General features: G+C 72.2%; 21 protein-coding genes. 16 read left to right on the forward strand and 5 right to left on the reverse strand.

The genetic code is table 11. The features are described 5' to 3' along the window. Positions 1-2: 2 nt before the first annotated feature. The 3 genes from AB0N31_RS27075 to AB0N31_RS27085 form a co-directional block, all read right to left on the reverse strand. Complete coding sequence (locus AB0N31_RS27075) at positions 3-1,184, reverse strand: trypsin-like peptidase domain-containing protein (protein ID WP_366061043.1); 1,182 nt, start codon at positions 1,182-1,184, stop codon at positions 3-5. 152 nt (positions 1,185-1,336) lie between these two features. After that, on the reverse strand, positions 1,337-2,359 hold the full coding sequence (locus AB0N31_RS27080; RefSeq protein ID WP_366061044.1) for a LacI family DNA-binding transcriptional regulator: 1,023 nt from the start codon (positions 2,357-2,359) through the stop codon (positions 1,337-1,339). A gap of 86 nt (positions 2,360-2,445) precedes the next feature. Continuing rightward, positions 2,446-3,225, reverse strand: a complete 780-nt coding sequence (locus AB0N31_RS27085) for a response regulator transcription factor (protein ID WP_366061045.1) — start codon at positions 3,223-3,225, stop codon at positions 2,446-2,448. A gap of 174 nt (positions 3,226-3,399) precedes the next feature. Between AB0N31_RS27085 and AB0N31_RS27090 the strand changes: the two genes are divergently transcribed. From AB0N31_RS27090 to AB0N31_RS27125, 8 genes are all read left to right on the forward strand, one after another. Then, positions 3,400-4,239: an alpha/beta fold hydrolase gene (locus AB0N31_RS27090; RefSeq protein WP_366061046.1), complete on the forward strand. Its 840-nt coding sequence runs from the start codon at positions 3,400-3,402 to the stop codon at positions 4,237-4,239. A gap of 52 nt (positions 4,240-4,291) precedes the next feature. Continuing rightward, positions 4,292-4,546 carry a MoaD/ThiS family protein gene (locus AB0N31_RS27095; protein WP_366061047.1) on the forward strand — a complete coding sequence of 85 codons (255 nt, stop codon included), beginning with the start codon at positions 4,292-4,294 and terminating at the stop codon, positions 4,544-4,546. 1 nt (position 4,547) lies between these two features. Then, positions 4,548-5,828 carry a hypothetical protein gene (locus AB0N31_RS27100; RefSeq protein ID WP_366061048.1) on the forward strand — a complete coding sequence of 427 codons (1,281 nt, stop codon included), beginning with the start codon at positions 4,548-4,550 and terminating at the stop codon, positions 5,826-5,828. A 115-nt stretch (positions 5,829-5,943) separates the two neighbouring features. Next, positions 5,944-6,678, forward strand: coding sequence for a DUF2993 domain-containing protein (locus AB0N31_RS27105; RefSeq protein WP_366061049.1), 735 nt, complete (start codon positions 5,944-5,946; stop codon positions 6,676-6,678). Positions 6,679-6,885: 207 nt separating this feature from the next. Then, entirely contained in the window at positions 6,886-6,969 is an 84-nt protein-coding gene (locus AB0N31_RS27110) for an Ms5788A family Cys-rich leader peptide (RefSeq protein WP_353850233.1), read from the forward strand. A 139-nt stretch (positions 6,970-7,108) separates the two neighbouring features. Then, positions 7,109-7,948, forward strand: a complete 840-nt coding sequence (locus tag AB0N31_RS27115; protein ID WP_363086870.1) for a sulfurtransferase — start codon at positions 7,109-7,111, stop codon at positions 7,946-7,948. A gap of 45 nt (positions 7,949-7,993) precedes the next feature. Continuing rightward, a complete protein-coding gene (locus tag AB0N31_RS27120; protein WP_004986406.1) occupies positions 7,994-8,281 on the forward strand; it encodes a DUF1416 domain-containing protein in 288 nt (95 codons plus the stop codon). A 188-nt stretch (positions 8,282-8,469) separates the two neighbouring features. After that, a complete protein-coding gene (locus AB0N31_RS27125) occupies positions 8,470-8,730 on the forward strand; it encodes a DUF3099 domain-containing protein (RefSeq protein ID WP_366061050.1) in 261 nt (86 codons plus the stop codon). A 28-nt stretch (positions 8,731-8,758) separates the two neighbouring features. On the opposite strand, the gene AB0N31_RS27130 is transcribed toward AB0N31_RS27125, so the two are convergent. Then, positions 8,759-9,121, reverse strand: a complete 363-nt coding sequence (locus AB0N31_RS27130; RefSeq protein ID WP_073495028.1) for a DsrE family protein — start codon at positions 9,119-9,121, stop codon at positions 8,759-8,761. 102 nt (positions 9,122-9,223) lie between these two features. On the opposite strand from AB0N31_RS27130, the gene AB0N31_RS27135 reads away from it, so the two are divergent. From AB0N31_RS27135 to AB0N31_RS27160, 6 genes are all read left to right on the forward strand, one after another. After that, on the forward strand, positions 9,224-10,000 hold the full coding sequence (locus AB0N31_RS27135) for a hypothetical protein (protein ID WP_366061051.1): 777 nt from the start codon (positions 9,224-9,226) through the stop codon (positions 9,998-10,000). Continuing rightward, entirely contained in the window at positions 9,997-10,914 is a 918-nt protein-coding gene (locus tag AB0N31_RS27140) for a hypothetical protein (protein WP_366061052.1), read from the forward strand. The genes AB0N31_RS27135 and AB0N31_RS27140 overlap by 4 nt, the downstream gene beginning before the upstream one ends. Then, positions 10,911-11,789: a hypothetical protein gene (locus tag AB0N31_RS27145; protein ID WP_366061053.1), complete on the forward strand. Its 879-nt coding sequence runs from the start codon at positions 10,911-10,913 to the stop codon at positions 11,787-11,789. Before AB0N31_RS27140 ends, AB0N31_RS27145 begins: the two co-directional genes overlap by 4 nt. Before the next feature lie 227 nt (positions 11,790-12,016). Continuing rightward, on the forward strand, positions 12,017-12,592 hold the full coding sequence (locus AB0N31_RS27150; protein ID WP_366061054.1) for an FABP family protein: 576 nt from the start codon (positions 12,017-12,019) through the stop codon (positions 12,590-12,592). Positions 12,593-12,670: 78 nt separating this feature from the next. Next, positions 12,671-13,132 carry a Fur family transcriptional regulator gene (locus AB0N31_RS27155; protein WP_366061055.1) on the forward strand — a complete coding sequence of 154 codons (462 nt, stop codon included), beginning with the start codon at positions 12,671-12,673 and terminating at the stop codon, positions 13,130-13,132. A 10-nt stretch (positions 13,133-13,142) separates the two neighbouring features. Then, the gene (locus AB0N31_RS27160; RefSeq protein ID WP_366061056.1) at positions 13,143-14,108 is read left to right on the forward strand and encodes a folate-binding protein; all 966 of its coding nucleotides are present in this window, start codon (positions 13,143-13,145) and stop codon (positions 14,106-14,108) included. A gap of 22 nt (positions 14,109-14,130) precedes the next feature. Here the strand turns inward: AB0N31_RS27160 and dtd are convergent, their stop codons facing one another. Then, entirely contained in the window at positions 14,131-14,556 is a 426-nt protein-coding gene (gene dtd / locus AB0N31_RS27165) for a D-aminoacyl-tRNA deacylase (protein ID WP_366061057.1), read from the reverse strand. A 157-nt stretch (positions 14,557-14,713) separates the two neighbouring features. Between dtd and AB0N31_RS27170 the strand changes: the two genes are divergently transcribed. After that, positions 14,714-15,292 (forward strand): aerial mycelium formation protein, encoded by a 579-nt coding sequence (locus AB0N31_RS27170; protein WP_366061058.1) that lies wholly within the window; start codon positions 14,714-14,716, stop codon positions 15,290-15,292. A 153-nt stretch (positions 15,293-15,445) separates the two neighbouring features. Then, positions 15,446-16,702, forward strand: coding sequence for a GNAT family N-acetyltransferase (locus AB0N31_RS27175; protein ID WP_366061059.1), 1,257 nt, complete (start codon positions 15,446-15,448; stop codon positions 16,700-16,702). Positions 16,703-16,910: the final 208 nt, after the last annotated feature.

Raw genomic sequence — 16,910 nt, forward strand, 5'->3', positions numbered from 1 at the left:
GTTCAGCTGTCGGAGCCGCCGGCCCGCAGCGTGGCGAGGTCGGCCTTGACGGTGTTGATCGGGATGGCGAAGCCGAGGCCGACGCTGCCCGCGGTGGAGGAGGTGGCGTCGGCGGCGGAGTACATCGCGGAGTTGATGCCGATGATGTTGCCGCCGGCGTCGATCAGGGCGCCTCCGGAGTTGCCGGGGTTGAGGGAGGCGTCCGTCTGGAGCGCCTTGTACGTGGTGGTGGACGAGCCGGTGTCGCCGTTGAACTGCTGACCGCCGAACTCGAACGGCCAGCCGCCGCCCTGCTGCTGTTGCTGCTGTCCCTGGCTCTCGTCGGTGGAGACGGTCACGTCCCGGTCGAGGGCGGAGACGATGCCGCTGGTCACGGTGCCGGTGAGGCCCTCGGGCGAGCCGATCGCCACGACCGTGTCGCCGACCTTGACGCCGTCGGAGTCGCCGAGGGTGGCCGTCTTGAGGCCGGAGGCGTTCTCCAGCTTGATCAGGGCCAGGTCCTTCTTGCTGTCGGTGCCGACGACCTCGGCCGTGTACTCCTTGCCGTCGCTGGTCGACACCTTGATCGAGGAGGCGCCGGCGATGACGTGGTTGTTGGTGAGGATCTCGCCGTCGCCGGTGATGATCACGCCCGAGCCGGTCGAGGAGCCGCCGCTGAGGGTGGCGTTGATCTCGACGACGCTCGGGCTGACCGCGGCGGCGATGCCGGCGACGTCACCGGTCCTGGCGGCCGGCACCACGCTGGTGGTCGTGGAGGAGGCGACCACCTGGTCCTTGCCGGTCAGCTCCTGTATGCCGTAGGCGGTGCCGCCGCCGATCGCCGCGGCGACGATCGCCACGGCGGCGAGCAGTGCCATCGGGCCGCGCGCCGCACGCTTCCTCGGGGGAACGGGACCGGGGGCGGCGGCCACGGGCGTCAGGAGAGCGGTGCCCCCGCCGTTGCCGTCACCGGCCGCGGCGTCGTCCCGGGCGCCGGCGGGCCGGCCCGGCGTCTGCCACCCGCCGGCCGGCCCGGTGGGCTGCGGCGTGGCGGACTGCGACCCGAAGGGCTGCGGTGCGGCCGGGTGGTACGCCGGCGGGGGCGGCCATTCCGGGTCCACGGGTGCGGAAGCGTGCTGCGGGGCGCCCTGGTACGGGTTCTCGTGGTTCTCGTACTCGCCGCTGCGGCGGATGCTCTCGGTCATGGAACAGAGCTTTCCGCCCGACCATGAGAGCTGCCTGAGTGCTCCCTGAGAAGCCCGGCAGAACCTCGTATGCCCGATATGAAGACGGTTCTCGCGCGGGGCCGGTCGCTCTCAGAGAAGCCTCATACGGCGTGGCCGGGAGCGCGCCGGGCTCACTCGCAGCCGCAGGAGCGGCGAACCACCAGACGGGACGGGAACACCTTGAGCCGCTCGCGGCGCGAACCCGCGACCCGCAGCCCGTCGTCCAGGACCAGGTCGACGGCCGCGCGGGCCATCGCCGAGCGGTCGGAGGCGACCGTGGTCAGCGGCGGATCGGCGAGCGGGGCCTCCTTGATGTCGTCGAAGCCGACCACGCCCAGCTCGCCGGGCACGTCGATGCGCAGCTCGCGCGCCGCCCGCAGCAGGCCGATCGCCTGGTCGTCGGTGGAGCAGAAGACGGCCGGCGGCCGGTCCGGGCCCGACAGCAGCTCCAGCCCCACCTTGTAGGCGTCGTAACGGTTGTAGGGGGCCTCGAAGAGCCGGCCCTCGGTGGGGAGGCCGGCCTCGTCCATGGCCCGCCGCCAGCCCTCGACGTGGTCGGAGACCGGGTCGCCGACGGAGGGCGTCTCGGCGGTGCCGCCCACGCAGGCGACGTACGGGTAGCCGTGCTCCAGGAGGTGGCGCACGGCGAGCTGGGCGCCGCCCAGGTCGTCGGTGACGACGGCGACGTCGTCGATGGCCTCGGGCCGCTCGTGGAGCAGCACCACGCGGGCGTCCCAGGCGTCGATCTCGGCTGCGGCGTTGTCGTTCAGCGCATGGCTGACGAGGATCAGGCCGGACACCCGCATGCCCAGGAAGGCGCGCAGGTAGTGGACCTCGCGCTCGCCGACGTAGTCGGAGTTGCCGACCAGCACCATCTTCCCGCGCTCGGAGGCGGCCTGTTCGACCGCGTGCGCCATCTCCCCGAAGAAGGGCTGGCGGGCGTCCGGCACGATCAGGCCTATGAGGTCCGTGCGCCGCGACGCCATCGCCTGCGCGACCCGGTCGGGCCGGTACCCCAGCTCCTTGATGGCGGCGAGGACACGCTCGCGCGTGGCCGGGGCGACCGGCCGGGGTCCGTTGTTGATGACATAGCTGACGACGGCGGTGGAGGTCCCCGCCAGCCGTGCCACATCATCCCTGGTTACCTTGGCCACGCGCGGAGTCTACGCGGATGGATCCGCCACGGGCAGGGCGTCGAGCAGCTTCCCTGTGCGGGAGTGACGCCCGGCCTGAGCGGCGGCTATGCCTCCGCGGAGATCCCTTCGGCACCCACGGGCACCTCGGTGTCCGCATCTTCCGGCTTTGCCCGGCCCGCCGTGGCCTTGGCCTCCTCGGCGGCACGGTCGACCTTCTCGGGGGTAACGAATCGGTAACCGACGTTGCGGACGGTTCCGATCAGCGACTCGTGCTCCGGGCCGAGCTTGGCGCGCAGCCGTCGTACGTGCACGTCGACCGTTCGGGTGCCGCCGAAGTAGTCGTAGCCCCAGACCTCCTGGAGGAGCTGGGCGCGGGTGAAGACGCGGCCCGGGTGCTGCGCGAGGTACTTCAGGAGCTCGAACTCCTTGAAGGTGAGGTCGAGGACCCGGCCCTTGAGCTTGGCGGAGTACGTCGCCTCGTCGACCGACAGGTCGCCGTTGCGGATCTCCATGGGGGAGTCGTCGTTGACGATCTGCTGCCGGCCCATCGCCAGCCGCAGCCGTGCCTCGACCTCCGCCGGGCCGGCGGTGTCGAGCAGGACGTCGTCGATGCCCCAGTCGGCGGTGACGGCGGCGAGACCGCCCTCGGTGACGACCAGGACGAGCGGACAGCCGGGGCCGGTGGAGCGCAGCAGCTGGCACAGGCTGCGGACCTGGGGGAGGTCACGGCGCCCGTCGATCAGGATGACGTCGGCGCCCGGGGTGTCGACGAGGGCGGGGCCCTCCGCCGGGGCCACCCGCACGTTGTGCAGCAACAGTCCGAGCGCGGGCAGCACCTCCGTCGACGGCTGGAGGGCGTTGGTCAGGAGCAGCAGAGAACTCATACGTCTGGTTCCTCCTCGGTCCCTGCGAGGACGTTTGCGGCACTGCGGCACTGCTCTGCGCGTCCCGGGGCCCCGTACACCTGCGGTTTCCCGCTTCGTATACAACGCTTCCGAAAGCACAAAAGGACCCGGGGGCTACGCTGCCCGAGTCCTCTGCCCAGCAGAATAGCCCACATGAGCAACGGTCCGGCAGGTCACGTGGCACGTTCCACCGTTCGTCCGAACCCTGAGACGGGCACGGAGGCACCATTGCGGACGTTTCTGCCCACGGCCGACGGCGTTTCCGTCGATTCCGTGTACGACCCGGGTGCGGTCGTACACGACGCCTCCGCGTCACCTTCCCGTGGCCTGGTGTTCGTCGTGGCCCACGGCTTCACCGGGGACGTGGACCGCCCGCACGTGCGCCGGATCGCCTCGGCGCTCGCCCGGTACGGGGCCGTCGTCACCTTCTCCTTCCGCGGGCACGGACGCTCCGGCGGCCGCTCCACCGTCGGCGACCGGGAGGTGCTCGACCTGGACGCGGCCGTCGCCTGGGCCCGCCGGCTCGGGCACGCGCGCGTGGCCACCGTCGGCTTCTCCATGGGCGGCTCGGTGGTGCTGCGGCACGCGGCCCTGCACACCGGCACGGTCGACGCGGTGGTCTCCGTCAGCGCCCCCGCCCGCTGGTACTACCGCGGCACGGCCCCCATGCGCCGGCTGCACTGGCTGGTCACCCGCCCGGCGGGCCGCCTGGTCGGCCGCTACGGCCTGCGCACCCGCATCCACCACCGCGACTGGGACCCGGTCCCGCTCTCCCCGGTCGAGGCGGTCCCCGGGATCGCGCCCACACCCGTGCTGATAGTCCACGGCGACAGCGACGGCTACTTCCCCCTCGACCACCCCCGCATGCTGGCCGAGGCCGCGGGCGACCACGGTGAACTGTGGGTGGAGCCGGGCATGGGCCACGCCGAGCACGCCGCGACCGACGATCTCCTGACCCGCATCGGTGCCTGGACGGCGGCCCGGGCGGGCTAGCCTGACCCTGTCGAAGCAACAGGCCGACCGAAGAAACCGACTGAGGGACGAGATGGCGAAGGTCACGGTGCGCTACTGGGCGGCCGCCAAGGCCGCGGCCGGAGTCGCCGAGGAGCCGCACGACGCGGACACCCTCGCCGAGGCGCTCCGGGCCGCGCGGGAGCGACACCCCGGCGAACTCCCGCGTGTGCTGCAGCGATGCTCGTTCCTCGTCGACGGTGACCCCGTGGGCACCCGCGGGCATGAGACGGTACGGCTGGCCGACGGCGGCACGGTCGAGGTGCTCCCGCCGTTCGCAGGAGGGTGAGATGACCGACCAGCAGCCGTACGAGGGGGGCCGCTACCCGCAGGGGTACGACCCGTATCAGCAGCAGGCCCCGCAGCAGCAGGAGTGGCCGGGCCGGCAGGACTACGGGTACGAGGACCCGCAGGCCCACCTCCAGCACACGCAGCAGTGGCAGGGCCAGACCTGGGAGACCAGCGTGCAGCCGCCCGTCGCGGCGGCGGACCCGGCCGAGACGGCGTACCTGCCCCCGCAGACGGGCGAGGCCCCGGTCTGGCAGCAGCAGGCACCCGGGCAGCAGCAGGGCCAGTACCAGTACCAGCAGGAACAGCACCAGTACCAGCAGGAGCCGTACCAGCAGCAGGGCCGGTACCAGCAGCATCCGCACGAGCAGCAGGGTCAGTACCAGGCGTCGTACGGGGACCGGGCGCCGTACGGCCGGCCGCAGGCCGCCCCCGCGGCGCCGCCGGCCCCCGCCGTCCCCGAGGCGCTGCCCGAGGGCGGGGCGGGCCCGTCCTACGGGCCCGCCACCATGGCCGGCAACGCGCGCGTCACCGACGCCCAGCGCGCCCGCCTCGAAGGCCGCTCGCCGATCATCGAACCCGGCATGCAGCCCGCAGCCCTCACCGCCCTCCTCGGCCTGCTGCTCTCCGGTACGGCGGCGATCGGCACGTACGCGCTGGTCGTCCCGCTCGTCGTCCTCCAGGCCGTCACGGCGGCCGGCTGGTTCCGGCTGAACGGCATGTGGCCGGCCCGGCAGGGCATCGCGCTCGCCTTCCTCGGCGCGCTGGTCTCCGACGTGGCGCTCCTCGCGGCCGGCCGCGAGAACGCCCCGGCCGCGATCCTGGGCACCCTCGGCGTCTGGGTCCTGCTCTGTCTCGTCCTCCAGCTCCGCTCGCACGCCGACCCCGACGAGCGCATGTACGGCCTGATGGCGACGGTGGTCTCGGCCGCCCTGGCGATCCTCGCCACCGGCCACCTCGGGGCCGATCCGGACGCGGTGACGGTCGGCGCCGCCGCGGTCGCCGTCGCCGTGGTGGCCCGCGCGCTGCCGCTGCCCACGCCCGCCTCGGTGGTCGTCGCGCTGCTCGCGGCGGCGGGTGCCGGCATCGCGGTCGGCGGGGTGACCGCACTGGGCGCCGAGGGCGCGCTGCTCGGTGCGGGCGCGGCGGTCTGCGCGCTCGTCGGCCACCGGGTGGCGAGCTACGACTACCCGTCGCGTTTCGTGCACTTCACGGCGGGCGTCGCCCTGCCGCTGGCCGCCGCGGCGCCGGCGGTGTACGTGCTGGGACGGGCGCTGGCGTAGGGGGTGGGCGGTCGCCTGTGTCACAGGTGATCGACAAACTCCGGCCACCCTCCGCATGCGGAGTTACCGTGAGTGGTCACTGTCTGTCTGGCCGTCCGGGTGGGGGAACAACCGCATGCGAGCACTTCGAATACTGCTGGTCGTCGTCGTGGTCCTGGGCGGCCTGTTCGTGCTCGCCGACCGCCTCGCGGTGAACTTCGCCGAGGGCGAGGCCGCGGACAAGCTCCGGGCGAACGAGAACCTCGCCACCACCCCGGACGTGTCCATCAAGGGCTTCCCCTTCCTCACCCAGGTCGCCGGCGGCGAGCTGGACGACGTCGAGGTCGGCATCGACGACTACGAGGCCGTCGCCGGCGCCGAGGGCCAGAAGATCCGCATCGACGATCTCCGGGCGAACATGAGGGGCGTCGAGTTCTCCGGCGACTACAGCTCCGCCACCGCCACCAGCGCCACCGGCACCGCGTCCATCAGCTACGCGGAGCTGCTGAAGACCGCCACGTCCGAGCCCACCGAGATCGGCCCGGTCACGGCCCGGGTCGTCGGCCTCTCCGACGGCGGCAACGGCAAGATCAAGGTCACCGTCGAGGCGAGCATCGGCGGCACCAAGCTGCCGCAGCCGGTCTCCGTGCTGAGCACGGTCACCGCCGAGGGCGACACCGTCCGGGTGCACGCCGACTCCCTGCCCAGCTTCGGTCCGTTCCGGGTCGCCGAGGACGAGGTGCGCGGCATCACCGACTTCGAGCAGAAGATCGACGACCTGCCCGGCGGTATCCGGCTCGACAAGGTGGAGGCGGCGAAGAGCGGTGTGGAGATCACGGTGAAGGGTTCGAACGTCCGCCTCGCCGGGTAGGCAACCCCCGGTGGACGGCGGATGTCCGACAGGCGAGACGCCGCCGTCCGTACCGCAGATGTGACGACGGATGCAGACGGACACGAGCGCCCGGAGGCCGTGCGACGACGGCCCGGGCGCTCTCTGTGTCCCGCTATGCGGACGATAGCGTCTCACCATGCGGAGCGCTGGTGACACGTCCGCCCCTACGTCCCTACGATCGACTGCATGAAGCAGCGACAGGCGGATCTCACGAAGCGGCGGGCAGTAGACCTGTGCCGCGTCGCCGCCATGCTCTGTCGCCCTGTCTGAGCGGAAGCGCCACCTGCCTTCCGCGCCCTCCCGGCGTCCTCGTTCGAGGGCGTCCTCGCGCCGGCCGCCGGCGAGACCCGGCCGCGCACCCTCCTTTCTTTGCACACCCCCGCCGCAACTGCCCCGGAGGAGAACAAGCATGAGCCGCAGCGACGTCCTGGTAGACGCCGACTGGGTCGAGGCCAACCTCGACAACCCGGACATCGCCATCGTCGAGGTCGACGAGGACACGTCCGCGTACGAGAAGAACCACATCAGGAACGCGATCCGGATCGACTGGACCCAGGACCTCCAGGACCCGGTCCGCCGCGACTTCATCGACCAGGAGGGCTTCGAGAAGCTCCTGTCGGCGAAGGGCATCGGCAACGACACCCTGGTGATCCTGTACGGCGGCAACAACAACTGGTTCGCGTCCTACGCCTACTGGTACTTCAAGCTCTACGGCCACGAGAACGTCAAGCTCCTCGACGGCGGCCGCAAGAAGTGGGAGCTGGACGCCCGCGAGCTGGTCGAAGAGGTGCCCGAGCGCCCGGAGACCACCTACCGGGCCAAGCCGCAGAACACCGCCATCCGCGCCTTCCGCGACGACGTCGTGGCGGCCATCGGCTCGCAGAACCTGGTCGACGTCCGGTCGCCCGACGAGTTCTCCGGCAAGCTGCTCGCCCCGGCCCACCTGCCGCAGGAGCAGTCGCAGCGTCCGGGCCACGTCCCGAGCGCCCGCAACATCCCGTGGTCGAAGAACGCCAACGACGACGGCACCTTCAAGTCGGACGAGGAGCTGAAGGCCCTCTACGCCGACGAGCAGGTCGACCTGGCCAAGGACACGATCGCCTACTGCCGCATCGGTGAGCGCTCGGCCCTGACCTGGTTCGTGCTGCACGAGCTGCTCGGTGTCGAGAACGTCAAGAACTACGACGGCTCCTGGACCGAGTACGGCTCCCTCGTCGGCGTGCCGATCGAGCTCGGCGCCAACAAGTAACCCGACCGACCCGACCTTCTGGTCAGACCCCCTCTGGAGAAAGACATGTGTGGAGCGAAGGCCGGCGGCCCGGACGCCTCGACGATCAAGCCCGGTGAGACCACCATCCAGGGTCAGGTGACCCGCGACGGCGAGCCGGTGACGGGCTACGTCCGGCTGCTCGACTCGACCGGTGAGTTCACCGCGGAGGTCCCCACCTCCGCCACCGGACAGTTCCGCTTCTACGCGGCCGAAGGCACCTGGACCGTCCGCGCCCTCGTGCCCGGCGGCACCGCCGACCGCACGGTCGTCGCCCAGCAGGGCGGCCTCGCGGAGGTCGCGATCGCCGTCTGAGACAGACGTAGGCGGACGTAGACGGACACAGACAGGCACAGACGGCCGCGGGGCCGCACCTCTCGGGTTGGACACCTGAGGTGCGGCCCCGCGGGCCTTTCCGGCTCCGGTACGGCTCCCGCCCGGCTCCGCGGGTACGGCCCCGTCCGCTTCGTGCCGGACCGCCCGGCCCGGCCTACCCTGGACGTATGTACGCCCGCCGTCGGCACGCCTACTTCGCCATGATGGGCACCTGCATCGCGCTGTTCGTCCTGGCCTGGGGCGTCGTACGCCTCTGGTCGGTTCCGGTGGCCGTCGGGATGTGCGTGGTCGCGATGGTCATCCCGCCGGTGGCCGCGGTCGTCGCCAACCGGCGCGGCCCCGAGGACCGCTGGTGGGACGACCCGTCCGGCGACCCGAAGTCCGACGAGTGGTGGGACGAACTGGACGGGAAGAAGCGGCGCCCGTAGGCCTTCGGAGCCGCCCCGCGGAGTCGCCTCAGTAGACGAGCGCCTGGGTCTCGTCCGCCAGTGCCTCCTGCACGAACACCTGCGCCCCGGCGATCCGCACGCCCTCCAGGACGTCCTTCTCGGTGATGTCCCGCCGGGCCGCGCACTGCGTGCACAGCGTGACCCGGCCGCCCAGCAGGAGCGAGTCGAGCAGGTCGGGCAGCGGGGCGGCGTGCGGCAGTTCGAACTCGGCGGCCCGGCCCGGCAGCGCGAACCAGGCGGACTCCCCGGTCAGCCACAGGGAGACCTCCACCCCACTGGCCACGGCCACCGCCGCCACCGTGAACGCCTGCGAGCACCGTTCGGGGGCGTCGGCCCCCGCCGTCACCTTGATCACGAGCTTCTTCGCCATGGCCGAATCGTAATCAAGATCGCCACAACTCCCCCGGTCGACCACGAGTCACCTGTGGAGCGCGCATACGGAACGCGCGCCTCACGTCATGAGGGGGACGTTGTGGAAGAACCCGAAGGGGCAGCGGAACCGGCGGCCGGGCCGGCCGACCAGGCCGCTGCCGCACCCCGGCCGCGCCGCCGGGGCCGTACCACGCTGCTGATCGCCGCGGCCGCCGTGCTCGGCGTCGTCGCCGGCACCTGCACCGGCTACCTGGTCCAGGCCGACCGCGAGCCGACGAAGCTGCCGCCGCTGTCCCAGCCGGTGCTCGCGCAGGCGAAGGGGCCCGGCCCCGAACCGTTGTCCGCCGCGCAGGACCGCAGGGTGCGGACCGACGGCGACCTGCGGAAGCTGCTGCTGAAGAAGCCCAAGGGCGCCAAGGACGCCGAGTGGCTGGAGGGCCTGGACGGCTGGATGGACATGGCCGGTTACGCCGGCCTGTACAAGGAACCGGGCGAGGTGTTCCCCGACCTCGTCGGGGACGAGTTCCGGCGGACCGCCGTCACCGGCTGGTCCGAGGGCAAGGCCTACACCGTGGAGATCCGCCTGGTGCAGTTCCGGCAGGAGGAGCTCCTGGGGGCCGCCGACTACAGCGACAACAACCAGCACTGGGCCGACGAGGAGGCCGCCACCGACAGCTGGGACCTCCCCGGCACCGGGGACGGCATGGTGTACGTCCACCGCAAGCCCGGGACCGAGCCGGGCTACCTGCCCCTCTACACCGCCGAGGCGCACGCCTGGCGCGGCGACGTGACGGTGGAGGTGTGGGTCTCCGGCACCAAGGCGATCCCCAAGAAGAAGATCATGGATCTGGCCCGCCGGCAGATGGAGCAGCTGTGAGCGAGCAGGAAAACCCGCCCGCGGAGCTGCCCGTGAAGGCCCCGGAGACCTCCGCGTCCCCGGAGACCCCTGCGGCCCCCGAGGTCCTGGCGGCCCCCGAGGTCCTGGCGGCCCCCGAGGTCCTGGCGTCCCCCGGACCCGGGTCAGGCGCTTCCGCGAAGCGGCGACCGAACGGGCGGCGCGTCGCCCTGGTCGCCGGATCCCTGCTGCTCGCCGGGGCCGTCGTCGCCGGTGTCGGCACCACGGCCGTGGTCGTGCGGGACGCCGACCGGGACGCGGGTGCGCCCGGCTGGAAGTTCCCGGCGGTCACGGCGGACGAGCCGGAGGCGGCCCGCGGACAGGGCCTCGCCGGGATGCTCCTGCCGTACGGGGGCACCGAAGGCTGGACGCGAGGGCCCGACCTCGATGAGTTCGGCTCCGACGTCCAGCTCAGCGGAGCGCAGGCCACGGCCCTGCGCAAGAAGTCGCTGAGCGACCTGCCCCGGTCCCAGCGCATGCGGCTGGAGAAGCAGATCGACAAGCAGCGCATCCAGGGCATGGCGATGCGCAGTTACTACAACCGCCCGGCCGACACCTACTCCTCCAACGAGGACGTCTACTCGGTGAGCGTCGTGCTCTCCCAGCTGGACAGCAAGGCGGCGGTCCGCGAGATCGCCACGTTCCAGAGCGACTTCCTGGACGCCCTGGACGTCTTCCGCAAGGGCCCCGAGATCAAGGGCCACAAGAACGCCAAATGCTTCCTCCCGCCCAAGGACGACGACAGCGGCCTCAGCGCGATGTACTGCTCCGCCTACGTCGGGAACGTCCTGGTCAGCGCCACGGCGCAGGGAGTGGAGCCGATCGACACCAAGGACGTGGCGGCATTTCTGCGCGCGCAGCTCGACCGCGTGGCGAAGCCCGGGGAGGCGGTATGACCGAGCAGCGGCAACTCACGGAGGCGACGGAAGCCGTGGACGTCACCGAATCCCCCGATCCCACCCCCGATCCCACCCCCGTCCCCGCTCCCGTCCCCACCCCGGCCCCCAAGGACCGCCGGGTCCTGCGGGCCCTGCTGCGGTGGACCGCCGCCGTCGCCGTCTTCGCGGCGGTCGGTGCCGGGTCGGCGTACGGCATCGCCGGGATGGAGCGCACGGACGTGCCGGGACTGGCGACCGAGTCGGACGGGCGGTGGGTGTACCCGACGCTCACCAAGCCGCCGCTGCCCTCGGGCAGCCCCGGGCCCTTCGCCGAGACGAACCCGGCCGGCACCCACTACGCCGACCTGCGCGCCCTTCTCCTGCCCGCCCCCGAGGGGGCCACGGAGGACAAGGCGCTGCGCGGCTCGGACGGCTGGCTGGCGACGAAGGACTACCTCGCGGAGTACGAGCAGGAGGAGCACCGCGAGGAGCTCGGCCAGAAGCTCGTCGACCACGGGCTGCGGCACATCGCCGCCCGCGGCTGGACGACCCCGGACGGCACCCGGACCCGCGTCTACCTCCTCCAGTTCGACACCGCGGCCGTCGTCGACCAGCTGGTGGCGAGCGAGGCCGTCGCCTTCGCACCCCCCGTCCACCAGGTGCGGGGCGCCGCCGAGGCCGAGTACGACGAGGGCTTCCCGGAGCGCGCCGCGGTGTCGGAGGTGCAGAGCATCCCCTACGCCGAGGCCAAGCCGTACGGGCCGGAACAGGTGCGGTTCGCGCACATCGCCGCCGGTGACGTCCACGCCCTGGTCGTGCAGTCCCGCAAGGGCGCCGCCGCGGCCGTCCCCTTCCAGCAGACGGTGACGCTGCAGAGCCAGCTGCTGGGGTGACGCCGGCGAGGGCCACCTCGCAAGGAGGGCCGGTCCCCGGCCGCGTAAGCTGGGGCCCGGCCCTGTAGTACGTAACCCGAAGCACGCTCATCCGAGGAGCACCCCGTGGAGATCTTCTTCGAAGCCCTGCTGGTCCTGGTCTGCGTCGGCGTCCTCGCCTTCGCCGGGCTGACCGTGAAGAAGCTGTACCAGGGCCAGCGCTGACCCACGTCTAGGAAGTGCCACCGATGATCGAGATCCCGTCCGACCTCCACAAGGACCTCGTCCCCCTCGCCTTCCTGCTGGGCACCTGGGCGGGCGCGGGCGTGCACGACTTCCCCGGAGCCGAGAAGTGCAACTTCGGGCAGGAGGCCACCTTCACGCACGACGGCCGGGACTTCCTGGAGTACCACTCCCGCACCTGGGTCCTGGACCAGGACGGCAACAAGGTCCGTCCCCTGGAGACCGAGTCCGGCTTCTGGCGGATCGACGCCGACCGCAAGGTCGAGGTGACGATGGTCCGCGACGACGGCGTCGTCGAGGTCTGGTACGGCGAGATGGCCGACAAGAAGCCCCAGATCGACCTGGTCACGGACGCGGTGGCCCGCACGGCCGCCTCCGGCCCTTACACGGGCGGCAAGCGGCTGTACGGCTACGTCAAGAGCGACCTCATGTGGGTCGGCGAGAAGCAGACCCCCGAGGTCGAGCTGCGCCCCTACATGTCGGCCCACCTGAAGAAGGTCGTCACCCCGGAAGAGGTCGAACGCTGGGCGAAGGCCCTGCCGGACGACATGCCGGACGACGGCATCGCCTTCTTCAAGTAGGCCCTCTTCGCGCACGCGCGCGTCCGGCGGACCTTCTCCGCAGCGGGACTTCACCGAAAGGGTCCTAGACTCTGCTGTGTGGTGAGCACCGACTGGAAGAGCGATCTGCGGCAGCGCGGCTACCGGCTGACCCCGCAGCGGCAACTCGTCCTCGAAGCCGTGGACACCCTGGAGCACGCGACCCCCGACGACATCCTCGTGGAAGTGAGGAGGACGGCGTCGGGGGTCAACATTTCCACCGTCTACCGCACGCTCGAGCTGCTGGAGGAGCTGGGGCTGGTCAGCCATGCCCACCTCGGGCACGGGGCGCCGACGTACCACCTCGCCGACCGGCACCACCACATCCACCTGGTCTGCCGCGACTGCGGCAACGTGATCGAGGCGGACGTGGAGGTGGCCGCCGAGTTCACGGCCAAGCTCCGCGCGACCTTCGGCTTCGACACCGACATGAAGCACTTCGCGATCTTCGGCCGCTGCAAGGACTGCGCGGCCCGCGCAGCCGGGGACGCGACCGGCGAGAGTCCCCCCGCCGAGTCGTAGGCTTACGTTCATGAAGAGCCCCCTGCTGTCCCTGCCCGGCGCCGTCCCCGCCGAGGGCGTGGACGAAGGCGTCGCCGCCCACTACGGCGACCTGTTCCGCGAGCAGCGCGCCCTCGCCGAGGGCACCGGCTTCGTCGACCTCTCGCACCGCGGAGTCGTCACCGTCTCCGGCGACGACCGGCTGAGCTGGCTGCACCTCCTGCTCACCCAGCACGTCAGCGACCTGCCCACCGGCCGTGCCACCGAGGCACTGATCCTCTCCGCGAACGGCCACATCGAGCACGCCCTCTACCTGGTGGACGACGGCAGCACCGTCTGGGCCCACGTCGAACCCGGCACCCAGGACGCGCTGATCGCGTACCTGGAGTCGATGAAGTTCTTCTACCGGGTGGAGGTGGCCGACCGCACGGCCGACATCGCGGTCGTGCACCTGCCCGCCGGTTCCATAGCCGAGGTCCCCGAGGGCGTCGTCGTGCGCGAGACGGCGTACGGCCGTGATCTGTTCCTGCCGCGCGCGGACCTCGAGGCGTACGCCGCGAAGGCCGGTCCCGCCGCCGGGATCCTCGCCCACGAGGCCCTGCGCGTGGAGCAGCACCGGCCCCGCCTCGGCTTCGAGACCGACCATCGCACCATCCCGCACGAGCTGGGCTGGATCGGCACCGCGGTGCACCTCCAGAAGGGCTGCTACCGCGGCCAGGAGACCGTCGCCCGCGTGCAGAACCTGGGCAAGCCGCCGCGCCGGCTGGTCTTCCTGCACCTCGACGGCAGCGACGTGCACCTGCCGCCCGCCGGGACCGAACTGCGCCGCGCCGACGAGGGCCCCGACGCCCGCAGGATCGGCTTCGTCACCACGTCGGTACGCCACCACGAGCTGGGCCCGGTGGCGCTGGCCCTGGTGAAGCGGAACGTCCCCCTGGACGCGCCGCTGCTCGCCGACACCACGGCGGCCGCACAGGAGGTCGTGGTCGAGCCCTGAGGCCGAGACCCCCTCGGGCCGGCTACACCTCGATCAGCACGGTGAACGGGCCGTCGTTCGTCAGTGACACCTTCATCCGCGCGCCGAAACGGCCCGTCGCCACCGTCGCGCCCAGCGCCCGCAGCCGGGCGACCACCTCGTCGACCAGCGGCTCGGCGACATCGCCGGGGGCGGCCGCGTTCCAGGTGGGACGGCGGCCCTTGCGGGCGTCGCCGTAGAGCGTGAACTGGCTGACCACCAGGAGCGGGGCGTCGATGTCGCTGCACGACCGCTCGTCGCCCAGCATGCGGATCGACCACAGCTTGCGGGCCAGCCGGTCGGCCTTCTCCTCGGTGTCCTCGTGGGTGACCCCCACGAGGACGCACAGTCCCTCGCCCTCGATCGAGCCCACGGTCTCGCCGTCCACGACGACGCTCGCGCCGTCCACCCTCTGCACCACTGCACGCATGCGCCCCATCATGCCGTGCGGCCGGCGGGCCCCCGCAGGGGCTTCTTTCCCGATCCCCGTGCCGCCGTCTGGGCCGTTCGGGGGCACTCGGTCACCTCACGGCCACCGAGGGTGGCACGATGCTTCCCACACGCCGGTCGAGGGGACGGTAGAGCACATGAGCACACCGAGTACCGGGCAGCTGGGCCTGACCACCCAGCGTCCGCCCGCGCAGCGCAGGGAGAGTCCGCCCTGCCCGCCGCCGACGGAACCGCCCGCGCACGACCTGGTCCGGCTGAGTCTGCCCGAGCTGCGCACCCTGCGCCGGGACGCCCAGCGCGACGAGGCCGACCTCAGCTACGTACGACGACTGCTGCAGGGCCGTATCGACATCCTCGGCGCGGAACTCGCCCGGCGTTCCCCGGCCGGAGCGGCGTCCGTCGTGGACCGCCTTCCGGAGATCCTCACCGACGCCCCGGCCCGGCACCGCTCCTCCGCCCGGCACGTCACGCTCGGCACCCCGCAGAGCGAGGAGTACCGGCGCCTGGCGTCGGAGATGCTCTCCGAGGTCGAACTCTCCGACCTCGGCGCCCGCACCGACCCCGAACTCCACGAGGCGATGGCCCGCCTCATCGGCTACGAGCAGTACGTCTCCCGTCGCCGCCAGCACCTCCAGCACACGGCCGACGGGTGCGGCGAGGAGATCACCCGCCGCTACCGGGACGGCGAGGCCCAGGTGGACGACCTCCTGGTGTGAGACCGCCGGGCAGGGCCGCTCGGTCCGTCGGGCGACCGGGGTCCGAGGGCGCGGGCCCCGGGTCCGGGGCGGGGCGGGAAGGGACGGGGTGGTGCGGCGGGGGCGGGAAAAAATCCCCCGCCGCACCGCCCGCTCCCCGCCTACCGTGGCCCCATGACGACCACCCCCGCCGACATCGACGTACGCCGGATCACGGACGCCGAACTCCCCGCGTGGATGCGCGCCGCGAAGACCGGCTTCCTGCGCACCCCCACCGTCACCGAAGCCGACGTCGCCGCCCGCCGCACCGCGCACGTCGGCTCCCGCACCTACGGCGCCTTCGACGCGGGCACGTGCGTGGCCACCTTCCGCTCCTTCCCCCAGGAGCTGACGGCGGTCGGCGGCACCGCCGTCCCCGCCGACGCCATCTCCAACGTCGCCGTCCTGCCCACCCACCGCCGCCGCGGCATCCTCACCCGCCTGATGACCGAGGACCTGACCGCCGCGAAGGACCGCGGCGACGTCGTCGCCACCCTCATCGCCGCCGAGTACCGCATCTACGGCCGCTACGGTTTCGGCCCGGCGACCAGCGCCGCCGAGTGGACGATCGACGTGCCGCGCACCGGCCTCGACCCGCACTGGCCGGGCCCCGGGGACGGCGGCCGCATCGACCTCGTCGACCCGGAGGAGGTCCGCAAGATCGGCCCCGAACTGCACGAGCGCCTGCGCCGCGGCAGGCCCGGCGCGGTCAGCCGCACCGACGTGTGGTGGGACTCGGACACCGGTGTGCTGCGCGTGTTCGGCGAGTGGAGCGAGCCGTTCTACGCCGCCTACCGCTCGGCCGACGGCGAGGTACAGGGGCTGGTCTCCTACAAGGCGGACGACCACTGGGGCGACGCCAAGCAGCCGTTGAACACGGCGACGGTGGACTGGCTGATCGCCACGACCCCGGCCGCCGAGCGCGCCCTGTGGCGCTACCTCTGCTCGATCGACTGGGTGGTGCGGGTCAAGTCGGGCCCCCGCGCCCCCGACGACCTCCTCCCGCACCTCCTGCCGGACCCGCGGGCCGCGAGCATCACCACGCAGGCGGACTGGTTGTGGGTGCGGATCCTGGACGTCGTACGGGCCCTGGAGGCGCGCACGTACGGCGGGTCGGGCTCGTTGGTGCTGGAGGTGACCGACCGCTCCGGGTTCACCGGGGGCCGTTTCCTGCTGGAGGCCGGCCCCGACGGGGCGTCCTGCACGCCGACCGGCCGCGGCGCCGACCTCACCCTGGACGTGGCCGTGCTGGCCTCGCTGTGGCTGGGTGACGAGACGGCGCCGCGGCTGGCGGCGCTGGGACGGCTCGGAGAAGAACGAGCGGGCGCCGCCCTGGAGGCCGACGCCCTGCTGCGTACGCCCGGGCGCCCTTGGTGCCCGGACATGTTCTGAGTGCTCCTCCCTGCCACGACCGTGCGGTCGGCCGTTCCTGCGTGGTTCTGCATCCGTAGCTGTTCAGTTGTGGCTGTGCGCTGATGCCCTGTGAAGTTGTGGCTGTGCGGCGCTCTGAAGTTGTGGCTGTGCGTCGGTGTCGGCCGTCCGGGCTCCCGGCTCCCCTCCGGAAGGGGGCTCGACCGGCCAACCGTCTGGAAGTTTGACC

Source organism: Streptomyces sp. NPDC051051, from assembly GCF_040682975.1.
Lineage (GTDB): Bacteria > Actinomycetota > Actinomycetes > Streptomycetales > Streptomycetaceae > Streptomyces.